The organism is Methylobacterium sp. E-012 (genome assembly GCF_057836545.1).
In genome coordinates this window covers 2496685-2509652 of sequence record NZ_JBYQEY010000001.1, presented here as the reverse complement: position 1 = coordinate 2509652, position 12968 = coordinate 2496685, and the positions used below count along the sequence as shown (strand labels likewise).

11 protein-coding genes are annotated in these 12968 nt (G+C 69.7%); 3 read left to right on the top strand and 8 right to left on the bottom strand.

The features are described 5' to 3' along the window. Window positions 1-41 precede the first annotated feature (41 nt). From AC3IF1_RS11960 to AC3IF1_RS11945, 4 genes are read right to left on the bottom strand one after another with little or no spacing between them, the layout of a single operon-like run. Window positions 42-815, bottom strand: coding sequence for an ABC transporter permease (locus AC3IF1_RS11960; RefSeq protein WP_489217700.1), 774 nt, complete (start codon window positions 813-815; stop codon window positions 42-44). Then, window positions 812-1723: an ABC transporter permease gene (locus AC3IF1_RS11955; RefSeq protein ID WP_489217699.1), complete on the bottom strand. Its 912-nt coding sequence runs from the start codon at window positions 1721-1723 to the stop codon at window positions 812-814. The genes AC3IF1_RS11960 and AC3IF1_RS11955 overlap by 4 nt, the downstream gene beginning before the upstream one ends. Then, the gene (locus AC3IF1_RS11950; protein WP_489220378.1) at window positions 1720-2766 is read right to left on the bottom strand and encodes an ABC transporter ATP-binding protein; all 1047 of its coding nucleotides are present in this window, start codon (window positions 2764-2766) and stop codon (window positions 1720-1722) included. Before AC3IF1_RS11950 ends, AC3IF1_RS11955 begins: the two co-directional genes overlap by 4 nt. 13 nt (window positions 2767-2779) lie before the next feature. Further along, entirely contained in the window at window positions 2780-3466 is a 687-nt protein-coding gene (locus AC3IF1_RS11945; protein ID WP_243967016.1) for a Crp/Fnr family transcriptional regulator, read from the bottom strand. Between the two features lie 198 nt (window positions 3467-3664). Between AC3IF1_RS11945 and AC3IF1_RS11940 the strand changes: the two genes are divergently transcribed. After that, entirely contained in the window at window positions 3665-4642 is a 978-nt protein-coding gene (locus tag AC3IF1_RS11940) for a UDP-3-O-acyl-N-acetylglucosamine deacetylase (RefSeq protein WP_489217698.1), read from the top strand. A gap of 13 nt (window positions 4643-4655) precedes the next feature. Here AC3IF1_RS11940 and AC3IF1_RS11935 read toward each other — a convergent pair whose 3' ends face one another. Further along, window positions 4656-5726 (bottom strand): HD-GYP domain-containing protein, encoded by a 1071-nt coding sequence (locus tag AC3IF1_RS11935; RefSeq protein WP_489217697.1) that lies wholly within the window; start codon window positions 5724-5726, stop codon window positions 4656-4658. Between the two features lie 312 nt (window positions 5727-6038). Between AC3IF1_RS11935 and AC3IF1_RS11930 the strand changes: the two genes are divergently transcribed. Then, window positions 6039-7904, top strand: coding sequence for an ABC-F family ATP-binding cassette domain-containing protein (locus tag AC3IF1_RS11930; protein WP_489217696.1), 1866 nt, complete (start codon window positions 6039-6041; stop codon window positions 7902-7904). A 6-nt stretch (window positions 7905-7910) separates the two neighbouring features. On the opposite strand, the gene AC3IF1_RS11925 is transcribed toward AC3IF1_RS11930, so the two are convergent. Continuing rightward, window positions 7911-9212 carry an aspartate aminotransferase family protein gene (locus AC3IF1_RS11925; protein ID WP_489217695.1) on the bottom strand — a complete coding sequence of 434 codons (1302 nt, stop codon included), beginning with the start codon at window positions 9210-9212 and terminating at the stop codon, window positions 7911-7913. A gap of 95 nt (window positions 9213-9307) precedes the next feature. Here AC3IF1_RS11925 and AC3IF1_RS11920 point away from each other — a divergent pair, with 95 nt between their 5' ends. After that, complete coding sequence (locus AC3IF1_RS11920; RefSeq protein ID WP_489217694.1) at window positions 9308-10162, top strand: LysR family transcriptional regulator; 855 nt, start codon at window positions 9308-9310, stop codon at window positions 10160-10162. A 13-nt stretch (window positions 10163-10175) separates the two neighbouring features. Here the strand turns inward: AC3IF1_RS11920 and AC3IF1_RS11915 are convergent, their stop codons facing one another. Both AC3IF1_RS11915 and AC3IF1_RS11910 read right to left on the bottom strand, forming a co-directional pair. Beyond that, the gene (locus tag AC3IF1_RS11915) at window positions 10176-10907 is read right to left on the bottom strand and encodes a hypothetical protein (protein ID WP_489217693.1); all 732 of its coding nucleotides are present in this window, start codon (window positions 10905-10907) and stop codon (window positions 10176-10178) included. A gap of 718 nt (window positions 10908-11625) precedes the next feature. Continuing rightward, on the bottom strand, window positions 11626-12957 hold the full coding sequence (locus tag AC3IF1_RS11910) for an MFS transporter (RefSeq protein ID WP_243973948.1): 1332 nt from the start codon (window positions 12955-12957) through the stop codon (window positions 11626-11628). Window positions 12958-12968 lie beyond the last annotated feature (11 nt).

The window sequence follows — 12968 nt, the reverse complement described above, 5'->3', positions numbered from 1 at the left end:
CGCGACCCGGGGCACGGTCCTGTCTTGGACGGCCGGATCGCTCAGGCCCGCCCCCGGCGCGCCGTCAGCCAGGAGGCCAGGAGCACCGCCGCGCTCACGAGGCCGACCAGCAGGGTCGAGGCGGCGTTGATCTCCGGGTTCACCCCGAGCCGGACCTGGCTGTAGAGGCGCATCGGCAGCGTCGTCGAACCCGGCCCCGAGACGAAGCTCGCGATGACCAGATCGTCGAGCGACAGGGTGAAGGCGAGGAGCCCCCCGGCCGCCACGGCCGGCGCCAGCAGCGGCAGGGTGATGGTCGTCAGCACCCTCATCGGCGGGGCGCCGAGATCGGCGGCGGCGTCCTCCAGGGTCCGGTCGAGGCCGCGCAGGCGCGCGGCGACCACCACGGCCACGAACCCGGTGCAGAAGGTGGCGTGCGCGATCACGATGGTGACGAGTCCGCGGTCGAGTCCGATGCCGATGAACATCAGCAGCAGCGACAGGCCGATCATCACCTCCGGCATCACGATCGGCCCGAAGACGAGACCGGTGAACAGTGCCCGTCCGCGGAAGCGGCGCTGCCGCTCCAGGACGAGCGCCGCCAGCGTCCCGAGGATCGTGGCGATGAGGCTCGCCAGGATCGCCACCTTGAGCGAGACCCAGGCCGCGGCCAGCAGGGGCGCATCGGCCAGCAGGGCCCCGTACCACCGGGTCGAGACCCCGCCCCAGACGGTGACCAGGGGCGAGGCGTTGAACGAGTAGGCGATCAGCACCAGGATCGGCAGGTAGAGGAAGCCAAGCCCGGCGACGAGGGCGGTACGGGTGACCCAGGTCACGGCGCATCCCCCTCGCCCGAGCGCAGGCTGTCGCGGAACAGCACCACCGGGCCGATCACGATGGCGAGGATCAGGACGGCGACCGCGGAGGCCAGGGGCCAGTCCCGGTTCGAGAAGAACTCCGTCCACAGCACCCGGCCCAGCATCAGGGTCTCCGAGCCCCCGAGCAGGTCCGGAATGACGAATTCGCCCACCATCGGGATGAAGCACAGGGCTGCGCCGGCCGCGATGCCGGGCAGGCTGAGCGGCAGCGTCACGCTCCAGAACACCCGGGTCGGCGCGGCGCCGAGATCCGCCGCGGCCTCCCGCAGGGCGGGGTCCAGGCGGTTCATCACCGCGTAGAGCGGGAGCACCATGAACGGCAGGTAGGCGTAGACAAGACCGATGATCACCGCGGCGTTGGTGTTGAGGATCGTCAGCGGCTCGGCGATCAGTCCGAGCCGGAGCAGCACGAGGTTGAGCAGACCCTCCGGCTTCAGGATCGCGATCCAGGCGTAGACCCGGATCAGGAAGCTCGTCCAGAACGGCACGACCACCAGCGCGACGAGGAGCGGCTGCCAGCGGGACGGCGCCCGCGCCAGGGCATAGGCCAGGGGCGTGCCGAGGGCGACCAGGATCAGGCTGGCCAGGGCGGCGTAGCCCAGCGAGCCCAGCGCGGCGTCGCGGTAGAGCGGGTCGGCTGAGAGCGTGGCGTAATTGTCGAAGTTCAGGGCTTCGAGGAAGCTGGACCAGCCATCGAGGCCGCCCCGCCAATCGAGCACCGGAAGGTAGGGCGGTATCGCCGTCGCCGGTTCCGACAGGCTGATCTTGAGGGTGATGGCGAAGGGCAGAAGGAAGAAGGCCGCCAGCCAGACGAAGGGCGGCAGACGGACCAGCCGATCGAACAGGGTCCGCGGCTTTCCGCTCATGCCGGGAGGATCACCGCGGCTTCGGCCGCGAACCCGGCGCAGGTCTGCGATCCCGGCGGCAGGTCGGCATCGGCCGGGCGGCCGCTGGCCCGAAGGATTCCGCCGTCCGGCAGGCGCAGGGTTCGGCGCAGGCGATCCCCCAGGAAGGTCGCCTCCGCCACCGTGACCGGCAGTCCTGTCCCGCCGAAGACCAGATCCTCCGGACGCACCGCCACCACCACCGCCGCGCCTTCGGCCAGCGCCGCGGCGGCGATCCCCCGGACTTGCCCGTGCGCGGTCTGCACGGTGCGCGCACCGCCCGCCGCGTCCGGTCCGAGGCGCCCGGGAAGGAGGTTCACGTCGCCGAGCAGCCCCGCCACGAACCGGTTCGCCGGCCGCCGGTAGAGTTCGGCCGGCGGTCCGACCTGAACCAGCCGGCCGGCCTCCATGACGCCGATCCGATCGGCGAGCATCATCGCCTCCTCCGGATCGTGGGTCACGACCACGAAGGCGGTGCCCAGGCGGCGCTGCACGGCGCGCAATTCGCCCTGGGTCTCCTCCCGCAGGCCCCGGTCGAGGGCGCCGAGGGGCTCGTCGAGCAGGAGCAGCTCCGGCTCCCGGGCGAGCGCCCGGGCCAGGGCCACCCGCTGCCGCTGGCCCCCCGAGAGCGTCTCGGGACGGCGGTCGCCGAAGCCTTCGAGGCGGACGAGCCGCAGCAGCTCGGCGACCCGCACGGCGGCCTCGCTCCGGCCCATCCCCTTGAGGCCGTAGGCGATGTTGCCGGCCACACGCATGTGCGGGAACAGCGCGTAGGACTGGAACATCATGTTGACCGGGCGCCTGTGCGGCGGCAGCCCGGTGATGTCCCGGCCGCCGAGGCGAATCCGGCCGGAACTCGGCCGTTCGAACCCCGCGATCATGCGCAACAGGGTGCTCTTACCGCAGCCGGACGGGCCGAGCAGGCAGAAGAATTCCCCGGGTTCGAGGGCGAGCGTCACCGAATCGACGGCCGGATGCGCGCCGAAGCGCTTGGTCAGCGCGTCCAGTTCCAGGCGCGGCGGCATGCCCGACACGGGATCAGGAATCCTCGCGCAGGGCCTCGGCGACGCGTGCTTCGAGGAGGTCCGGCCGGCGCAGGACCAGGGCGCCGCGGGTCCGGTCGACCAGGCCCTCCGCGGCCATGGCGGTGAATTCCCGGGTGACCTGCTCCCGTCGGCACCCGATCCGCGCGGCGAGGACGTGGTGGTAGGGCGGCGGCGAGACCACGCGCTCGCCGGAGGCGCCGGTCCGCGGCACCGAGAGGCGCAGCAATTCGGCGTAGAGGCGATGCTTCAGATCGAGGAGGGCGTGCTCCATCAGCCGCGTGTTCAATTCGCGCACGCGCTTGGCGAGGAGACGGAACAGCCGGTCGGCGATCGCCTCCGAGGCGAAGACCATCTGCCGGAACACCGCCGCCGGCACCACGCAGACTTCGCCGCGGGTCAGCGCCGTGACGTTGGCCGAGCGCCCGATCCCGTCGATCGCGGCCAGCTCGCCGAAGAACGCGCCGCCGCGCATCTCGCCGAGAATCACCTCCTTGCCGGACTGGGTCCGGTTGAGGATGCGAACCTCGCCGGAGGCGATGAAGTAGACGTCGGTGGAGATGTCGTCGAAGTCGACCAGCACCTCGTTCTCGTCGAAGCGCCGCCAGTGGCACCGGGATTCGTAGGTGTTGAGCTCGATGCCCGGGTCCTTGAAGAAGGGTATGGTCCCCAGCCGCGCCATCGATGCTGTTCCCTCAACTCCAGTCCGGCCTCCGTCCCTGCCCAAACGGGTGCCGGCCAGCAGATCTCGGGACGGGAGCGGCCCGCACGGTTTAGCTGGACGCTGCGACTGCAGCGCTCCATCCACGGGGCGGAGATGATCGTGACCGTCACTTGCCGGCCGGTCAAGCCGGGCCCGGGTGAACAGGAGTTTATTGGCGTGGATCAGGATATCCGGGCTACATGCCCGGCCTCCCTGCCAAGCCTGCCGCAGCGGGCGATTCCGATGCACCATGATGTGACGATCACGCGTTTCGATTCCCGGACGTCCGTGCCGGTCCCGCGCCTCCAGGCCACGCTGACCCGCCCGTTCGAGCGGTCCGGGCAGAGCCTGCATTCCGGCCGGCATGCCACCGTGCGCGTCTGCCCGGCGCCGGCCGATCACGGCATCGTCTTCCGCCGCCGGCTGAGGGACGGGCGCGTCATCGACATCCCGGCGCTCTGGTACCATCGGGAATCGCAGCCGCTCTCCTCGGCGCTGCGGCGCGAGGGCATTCTCGTCCGCACCATCGAGCACCTGATGGCGTCTCTGAGCGTCCTGGAGATCGACAATGCGGTGGTCGAGATCGATGCGGACGAGCTACCGATCTTCGACGGGAGCGCCACGCCCTGGTGCGAGGCGATCCGGGCATCGGGCCGGAGCGAGCAGGCGCAGCCCTGCCGTCAGATCCGGGTGCGCCGCACCGTTTCGGTGACGAATGGGCGGCGGCACATCCGCATCGAACCCGGTACGGGTCTTCACGTGACCGGCCATATCGCGCTCTCGCATTTCGGATCGGTCGACTGGTCGGGGGCCATCACCCCCGAGACCTTCGTGACCGAGATCGCACCGTCGCGCAGCTTCGGCCGGTTCGCGCGCGCGATGGCCGGACGCGCCTTCGGGTATGTGGCGCGGAAGGATTTCCTGCAGGGCGTCTCTCGGCATTCGGCGGCGCTCCTGGTGCGCGGCCACGTGCTCGGCGGGATGCGCGTGCCGGGTGAGCCGGTGCGGCACCGCGTGCTCGACCTGATCGGCGATCTGGCCCTCGTGGGTCATCCGGTCGAGGGATGGGTCACCGCCTTCCACACCGGACACGAGCTGAATCACGCCCTGGTCGCGGCGCTGATGCAGGACGAGACCGCCTGGGAACTGGGCTGAGGTCCGGCCGCGCTCAGGCGGATGCGCGGTAGGGCATCTCGCAGGCCGTGGCGACGGCTCCGAAGGCGCGCACCAGATCGGTGTCGAGCTTCGCGCCCATGGCCTTCAGGATCGCGTAGGCTTCGTGGGCCGGCTTCGGCGCCTTGTAGGGCCGCGCCTCGATGAGGGCCGCGAAGATGTCGGAGATCGTGATCAGCCGCACGAGGTCCGGGATCTCCTGGCCGCGCAGGCCATCCGGGTAGCCCGAACCGTCGAGATATTCATGGTGCGAGCGGACGACCGAGAGGGTGAGCGCGTCGTAATGCCCGTTCAGCAGCATCGCGTGGCCGATGGCTGGGTGGCGATCCATCTCGCACCGCTCCGCGGGCGTCAGTGGTCCCGGCTTGTTCAGGATGGCCCGCGGGATCTTGGCCTTCCCGATGTCGTGGAGCAGGGCGCCCTTGATCAGGTAGCGCGAATCGATGTCGTTGAGGCCGAGCGTCCGGGCGAAATCCGCTGCGAGGCCGGCCACGCTGAGGCAGTGCCGGTGCGTGGCGTCGTCGAAGCTCGCGACGACGTCGAGCCAGTCCCGGACCTTGGCGTCGCGGATCGCCCGATTGACCAGGACAGCACCGGATTCGACGGTCGCCAGCGCCGGGGCGCCATCCGCACGGAAGATGGCCACGAAGGCGTCCCGGGATGCCGTGGCTTGATGCCGAAGGTCGCCGCCCCCCGGAGGTCGCGCCGTGGCACCCGCCGCCAGGGCGGTGACCGTGTTGAGCAGCAGGGCGCTCGCCGCCGAGGCCTGCAGCACCTTGGTGGCTCCGAGGGCGGACGCCTGGATCTCGCCGCGGCCGAGATTGCCGTGGATGAGGGCGAGGAATGGCGTCTCGGGGCCGCGCACCACCGCGAGGGCTTGGCGCAGGCGCCGCAGGGATTCGGATGTCAGCGCGCTCACGTCGCTGATGATCAGCGCGGCTCCGGAGGGTGGCGCAGCGTCCCCGTAGAGATCGTGCAGCGACACGTCTCCATCGCCACCGAGATTGCGCGCCAGACGGCCGGCGCGGCTGACGTCGTCGGTGAGGATCAGGGTCCGGCCCAACACGTGCCTCCTGTCATACCGTAGGCCGGCGCAAAGTCTCGGAGATCATGGCGCGACGATCGATGGCATGGTCCGACGCGATGCTCTCCAGCCATGTCAGCCAGCGTCCGTATCAGACGTTTCGTCGGCTGCACTACTGCGCGACGGCCAAAAATGCCGCGCGAATGCTGCAAATTCGTTAAACGCCCTGCTGGCAATGCAGTTTTTCGCAGCCGCTTCAGGAAGCCGCCCGGGGTCGGTCGCGCGGTGGGCCCCGCCGACACCGCACGGCAGCCGGCGCTTGCCTCGCCGCTTGCAGACGGCCAGAACGCCGCCATGCTAAGCGTCAACGACCTCACCTACCGCATCGGCGACCGTCTGATCCTGGATTCCGCGACCTTCACGATCCCGGAGGGCGCCCGCGTCGGCCTCGTGGGGCGCAACGGTGCCGGCAAGACCACGCTGTTCAAGGCGATCCTCGGCGACCTGCCGGTCGACGCGAAATCGGTGTCGCTGCCGAGAGGCATGCGCATCGGCGCGGTCGCCCAGGAAGCCCCGGCCGGCCCGGAGACCCTGCATGCGGTGGTGCTCGCCGCCGATACCGAGCGGGCCCGGCTGATGGCGGAGGCCGAACACGCCGACGGGCTGCGCCGGGCCGAGATCGAGACGCGGCTGGTCGATATCGGCGCCCACTCGGCCCCGGCCCGCGCCGCCGCGATCCTGCACGGGCTCGGCTTCGACGCGGCCGCGCAGGCGCGGCCCTGCTCGGATTTCTCCGGCGGCTGGCGGATGCGGGTGGCGCTGGCCGCCGTGCTGTTCTCGGAGCCCGACCTGCTGCTGCTGGACGAGCCGACCAACTACCTCGACATCGAGGGCACGCTCTGGCTCTACGATTACTTGGAGCGCTACCCGCGCACCGCGATCGTCATCAGTCACGACCGGGATCTGCTCGACACCAGCGTTGACCACATCCTTCACCTCGACCGCGGCAAGCTCACCATCTACCGCGGCGGCTATACCAGCTTCGCCAAGCAGCTCTCCGAGAAGCGCACGCTGCTCGCCAAGGCCAAGGTGAAGCAGGATGCCGAGCGGGCGCATCTCCAGAGCTTCATCGACCGGTTCAAGGCGAAGGCCACCAAGGCGCGCCAGGCCCAGTCCCGGGTGAAGCGGCTGGCCAAGATGGAGCCGATCGCGGCGCTGCTCGAGGACGACGTGCCGGTGATCCACCTGCCGAGCCCGGAGAAGCCCCTGTCGCCGCCGATCGTCGCCATGGAGCGGGTCAAGGCGGGCTACGGCGACCGGATCGTGCTCACCGGCCTCGATCTCAGCCTCGCCCCCGACGACCGCGTGGCGCTGCTCGGCGCCAACGGCAACGGAAAATCGACCTTCTGCAAGCTGATTGGCGGCCGGCTCGGGCCGCTCGCCGGCGAGGTCAAGCGTTCCTCGAAGATGGAGGTCGCCTACTTCGCCCAGCACCAGCTCGACGAGCTGCGCCCCGCCGAGAGCGCCTACGCGCATGTCCGCACCCTGATGCCCGACGTGCCGGAGGCGAAGGTGCGCTCGGCCACCGCCCGGCTCGGCTTCGGGGCCAACAAGGCCGATACCCCGGTTGAGAAACTCTCCGGCGGCGAGAAGGCGCGGCTGCTGATGGGGCTCGCGGCCTTCCACGGCCCGCACCTGCTGATCCTCGACGAGCCGACCAACCACCTCGACATCGAGAGCCGCCAGGCCCTGGTCGAAGCGATCAACGACTACGAGGGCGCGGTGATCCTGGTCTCCCACGACCGGTTCCTCGTCGAGGCCTGCGCCGACCGGCTGTGGCTGGTGGCGGACGGCACCGTGAAGACCTTCGACGGCGACATGGACGATTACCGCCGCTTCGTCCTGTCCGGCCCGGAGCGCGAGGCCGAGCGCGACGTGGAACCCGCGGGCGGCCAGAAGGCCGAGGCGCGCCGCGCCGGTGTCGAGCGCCGCGCGGCCCTCGCCCCGCTCCGGAAGCGCCTGGACGCGATCGAGGCACGCATGGCGAAGCTGACGGCGGCGATCCAGAAGATCGATGCGGCGCTGGAGGACGGCTCGGCCTTCCGGGAGAACGCCGCCAAGGCCGGCGAGATCGCCCGGATGCGCGCCGACGCCGCCGGCGCCCTCGCCGCCGCCGAGGAGGAATGGCTGACGGTCAGCGCCGAGATCGAGGCGGCCTGAGCGCCACTACAAGGCGGCTTCGATCGCGCGTTCCAGGATCGACACGCCGAGGTCGATCTCCGCGTCCGTGGCGGTGAGCGGCGGCGCGATGCGGAACACGCCGCCCATGCCCGGCAGCTGGACGATGTTCATGCTCAGCCCGAGTTCCAGGCAACGCCGGGTGATCGCGTCCCCGAGGTCGGGTGCCGGCACCTTCGTGGCCCGGTCGGCGACGATCTCGACGCCCTGGAGCAGGCCCCGGCCGCGCAGGTCGCCGATGCAGGCGAAGCGCTGCTGGAGCGCGCGCAGCCCTGCGGTCAGCCGGGCGCCGGCCGCCTCGGCCCGCGCCACCAGCCCGTCGCGCTGGACGATCTCCAGGACCTTGAGGCCGACCGCCGCCGGCAGGGGGTCGGAGACGTGGGTCGTGTAGAACAGGAAGCCGCGGGCGTGGCAGAGATCCTCGATCTCCGGCGTGGTCATGACCGCCGCCAGCGGCAGGCCGGCGCCGAGCGTCTTGGACAGGGTCAGGATGTCCGGCACCACACCGTCCCGCTCGCAGGCGAACATCAGCCCGGTGCGGCCGATGCCGGTCTGGGCCTCGTCGAGGATGAGCAGCATGCCGCGCGCGGCGCATTTGCGCTTCAGCGCGCCGAGATAGCCCGGGGGCAGCTCGAGGATGCCGCCCGAACTCAGGATCGGTTCCGCGAGGAACGCCGCCAGGTTGCCGGTCGATTGCCGGTCGATCAGCGCGAAGGCGTAGTCGAGCTCGGTCTGCCAGTCCGGCACCCCGTCCTTCTCGAAGGCGGGGCGGTAGGCGTTGGGCGCCGGGATCGCGAAGGAGCCGACCGGTGCGGGTCCGTAGCCCTTCCGGCCGGCGCTGTAGGTCGCCGACGCGGCTCCTGCCGTCATCCCGTGCCAGGATTGGGCGAAGCTCACCACCTCCCAGCCGCCGGTGGCGAGCTTGGCCATGCGCAGGGCCGCCTCGTTGGCCTCCGCCCCCGTGGTCAGCAGCAGGGTCCGTTCAAGCCCGCCCGGGGCGAGCCGGGCCAGCTCCGTGGCGAGGTCGACCACCGGCCGGCTCAGCATCCCGCTGAACAGGTGGTCGAGATGGCCGACATGGTGCGTGGCGACGGCGGCGATCTCGGGATGGCCGTGGCCGAGGATGGCGCTCATCTGGCCGGACGTGAAATCCAGGATCCGCCGGCCGTCGGCGTCGTAGACGAAACTCCCCTCGGCGCGCTCGACGATGAGCGGCGCGAAGGTGCCGCCGTAGCGCACCAGATGCCGGCGCGCCCGCATCCAGAAATCCGGGTCGTCGTTCCGCGCCATGGTCGCTCCGGCTCCCTCATCGCACCCGGCCATGGTAGAGCCGGCGCGCGCGCTGCGGCAGCTTATAGTTCTGAACGGAGAGTTCAGGGATCTTGATGGCTCGAAGCCTCGACATCGACCTGCTGCGCAGCTTCGCCAGCGTCGCGGAGACCGGTGCGCTCAGCCGGGCCGCGGATCGGGTCGGCCGCAGCCAAGCCGCGCTCAGCATGCAGATGAAGCGACTCGAGGATCTCGTCGGCCAGCCGCTCCTGACGCGCACGGGGCGCGGGGTGCTTCTGACGGTGCAGGGCGAGCGTCTGCTGGTCCATGCCCGCCGCATCCTGGTTTCGCACGACGATGCCCTGGCGGAGTTCTCCGGCGGGAGCCTGAGCGGCAGCCTGCGCTTCGGCTGTCCGGACGACTACGCGCAGGCCTTCCTGCCGGCCCTGCTACGCGGGTTCGCGCAACATCACCCGGCGGCGGCCATCGCGGTGATCTGTGCCGCGACACCCCGACTCGAGGCGCTGCACGCCCGCGGCGGACTCGACCTGGCTCTGGTATCGACCCCGCTCGCCGCCGAGCGCGACATCCTGCGGCGCGAGGATCTCGTCTGGGTGATCCCGCGCGACCGCTCGGCGACGTGGTCCGACCCGCTGCCGCTCGCCCTCGGCGATCCCGACACGCTCGATCATCGGGCGGCGATCGCCGCGCTCGACCGCGCCGGGCGCGGCTATCGGATCGCCTACGCGAGCGGCAGCCTGTCGGGGCTCCTGGCGGTGGTTCGCTCGGGTCAGGCCGTGGCGGTCCTGACCCGGTCCGCGGTCCCGGGCGATCTGCGCGTCCTGGCGCGCGCCGGCGGATTGCCGCCGCTCCCACGGATCGGCGTCACGATCCGGATCGATGAGCGGCACGCCTCACCGCTGGCGCGCGCCTTCGCCGCCCATGTCCGGGCGGTGCTCCCGGTCTTGTGAGCCGGCGCGACCGCTAGGCATCTCGGTTGGCGTCATCGTGGACAGCGACGGGATGAGCCATCGCCGCCGCACTGCCCGGATCGGAGTGCTTCGGCCAGGCGAGCACGATGTCCTCGTTGTCGACGGCGATCCAGTTGATGCGTGTGCCCGGATGGTTCTGGCCGAACGATTTATAATTATCGCTGTTGCACAGGAGGTAGATATCTTTCTCTAGAACCGCAATTCCACTATCGTTGACGACCTTGCGCAGGTCCGGATACACGTTGGTGTCCGCCAGTCTGAGGCCGCGAAACTTGCGGCTGGCAATGTCCGGAAACGCGGCGCTCCAGGCTGCCATGACCCGCGGGGTGTCGTATTCAACGACGAGATCCGTGCCGATTCGGCGGGTCGGGATGCGGTCCAGCCGGACATCCTCGGTCCAGTTTCGGTTGGCGGCGCTGCTCGCCTTGCCCGGTTCCGGAGAGACGACCGGCGCCGAGGCCGCGGCCGTCGCCGCCTCGGTGGTCCGCGATCCGTGGCCGAACCGGGTGTCGAATTCAACGACTTCGACGGCCAGCGTGGTCGTCCGCGTCAGGGTCAACATCGCGTCCGCAGTCCCGGGCGACAGCGCGTAAGCCGGCCTGGGATCGAGGGTCGCCGGCGCGACGGGCGAGACGACGTTCGATGCCGCGATCGAGACTGCGTCGGCATGCGGAGACTTCTGTGCGGCTGCGGCGACCGCAGCCATCGAAGGTACATAGTCCATCTCAAAATCTCCCAGCCGCTGAGCCGATCGGAATTCCCCCGCCTCCCACGCACGTTCTACGCTATCAACCATCGGTTGATAGTAGATCCTTGTCCGGATTATTTGTGATATTCGACCGTAGATTAATATTTTTCGCTGAACGCGTAATTCTGACCATCCCGACGCGAAGTATTGTCCCGCCGACGTAACGAAAGTCCACGCCTGCCGATGACACGCGGCTGCGGGCAGCCGATTCTTGCAGAGCGCCGAGTCCCGACCCGTATGCCGTTTCGAAAAGCCCAGACCCTCGTCCGGCGTTCAGAGCGCCGAAACGCACGATCGACGACAATCATGGATCTCGCGACGGGCCTGCCGAACCCGTTTAGCGGGCGGTGAGTGGACGAGCATGGAGGCCTCGACCCTCGTGCACCCGGCGGGCATCATGCCTGCTGGCACTTCGTCCTAGGGCTTCATGCCCTATGGTTCGCAATGTGTGCGGCGGCAGGCTGATCTGTCAACGGCAAGATTCGGTCAAACAGGATATTTTGCGAATCTATCGACGCGAGCCTCTAAGAACGCTTTCGAGCTATATATTTCTGGCTCGATCGATTGTTTTGTGAAGAGAAGGCCGAATTAACAGCGTCACCGCCGGATCTCTCAGAAATCGGCGTCCGAAGATAGACATTTGCCGCGGTGACCGCGCGGCGGCGGGCGCGTGTTCATCGGGCTTCGCGACCGGTCAGGCCCGAACCGCAGACACCGGCTGCGTCTGACGGCGTCCGAGGCCGAGGACGAGCAGGCAACCCAGCCCCGAGAGGACGACCAGCGGAAGGAGGCCGAGGGGGTAGCTGCCCGTGGCATCCTTGATCACGCCGAGCAGATACGTGCCCACGAAACCGCCGATGTTGCCGATGGCGTTGATCTGCGCGATGCCCGCCGCCGCCGCACCGGCCGAGAGCCACTCGGTGGAGAGCGCCCAGAACGGCCCCTTGACCATGTAGGTGGCGGTCACGGCGAGGCAGAGAATCAGGATGGTCGGCAGCAGCTGCGCGGTGGCGATCGAGGCGGCGAGGCTCAGCGCCAGCAGGCCCAGGGGGATCGCCGTGTGCCAGACGCGCTCGCGCCTCCGGTCGGAGGAGCGGCCCCAGAGGATCATCAGCACCGAGGCCACGCCGAACGGGATCGAGTTGAGCAGCCCGGTCTCGAGGTTGGTCAGGCCGAAGGATTTGATGATCTGCGGCTGCCAGAGGGACAGGCACTGACTGGCGCCGGAGGCGCCCGCGTAGATCAGCGAGGCGGCGAGCACGTAGCGGTTGCGCATCACCGCGAAGACCGAGAGATGCCGGGCCGGCGCCGCCTCGCCCTGGACCACGGAGGCGCGCTCGGCGGCCAATCGGTCCTGGAGCCAGGCGCTCTGCTGGGGTGTCAGCCAGCGCGCCTTGCCGGGTCCGTCGGGCAGCAGGAAGAAGGCGGCGAGACCGAGCAGCACCGCCGGTGCCGCCTCCAGGATGAACAGCCATTGCCAGCCGCGCAGGCCCATCATGCCGTCGGTGTTGAGGATCGCGGCGGAGATCGGCGAGCCGAGGAAGCTCGAGATCGGGATCGCCACCATGAAGACGGCCACGATCCGCCCCCGGTAGGCGCGCGGGAACCAGTAGGTCAGATAGAGGATCACCCCCGGGAAGAAGCCCGCCTCCGCGGCGCCCAGCAGCAGGCGCACGGCGTAGAAGGATGTCGGCCCGACCACGAAGGCCATGGCGGCGGAGACCAGCCCCCAGGTGATCATGATCCGGGCGATCCAGATCCGGGCGCCGAATCGCTCCATGGCGAGGTTGCTCGGCACCTCGCACAGCACATACGAGACGTAGAACAGGCCGCCGCCGAGCCCGAATTGGGCGGCCGAGAGCCCGATATCGTGGTTCATCTGCAGGGCGGCGAAGCCGGCATTCACCCGATCGACGAAGGCGATGAAGTAGGCCAGCATCAGGAACGGCAGGATCCGCCAGGTCACCCGGCGCAGGGTCGCCCGCTCGATCTCGGGCAACGCCGCCTCGATAGGTGTCGGGGCCATCCTGGTCTCCT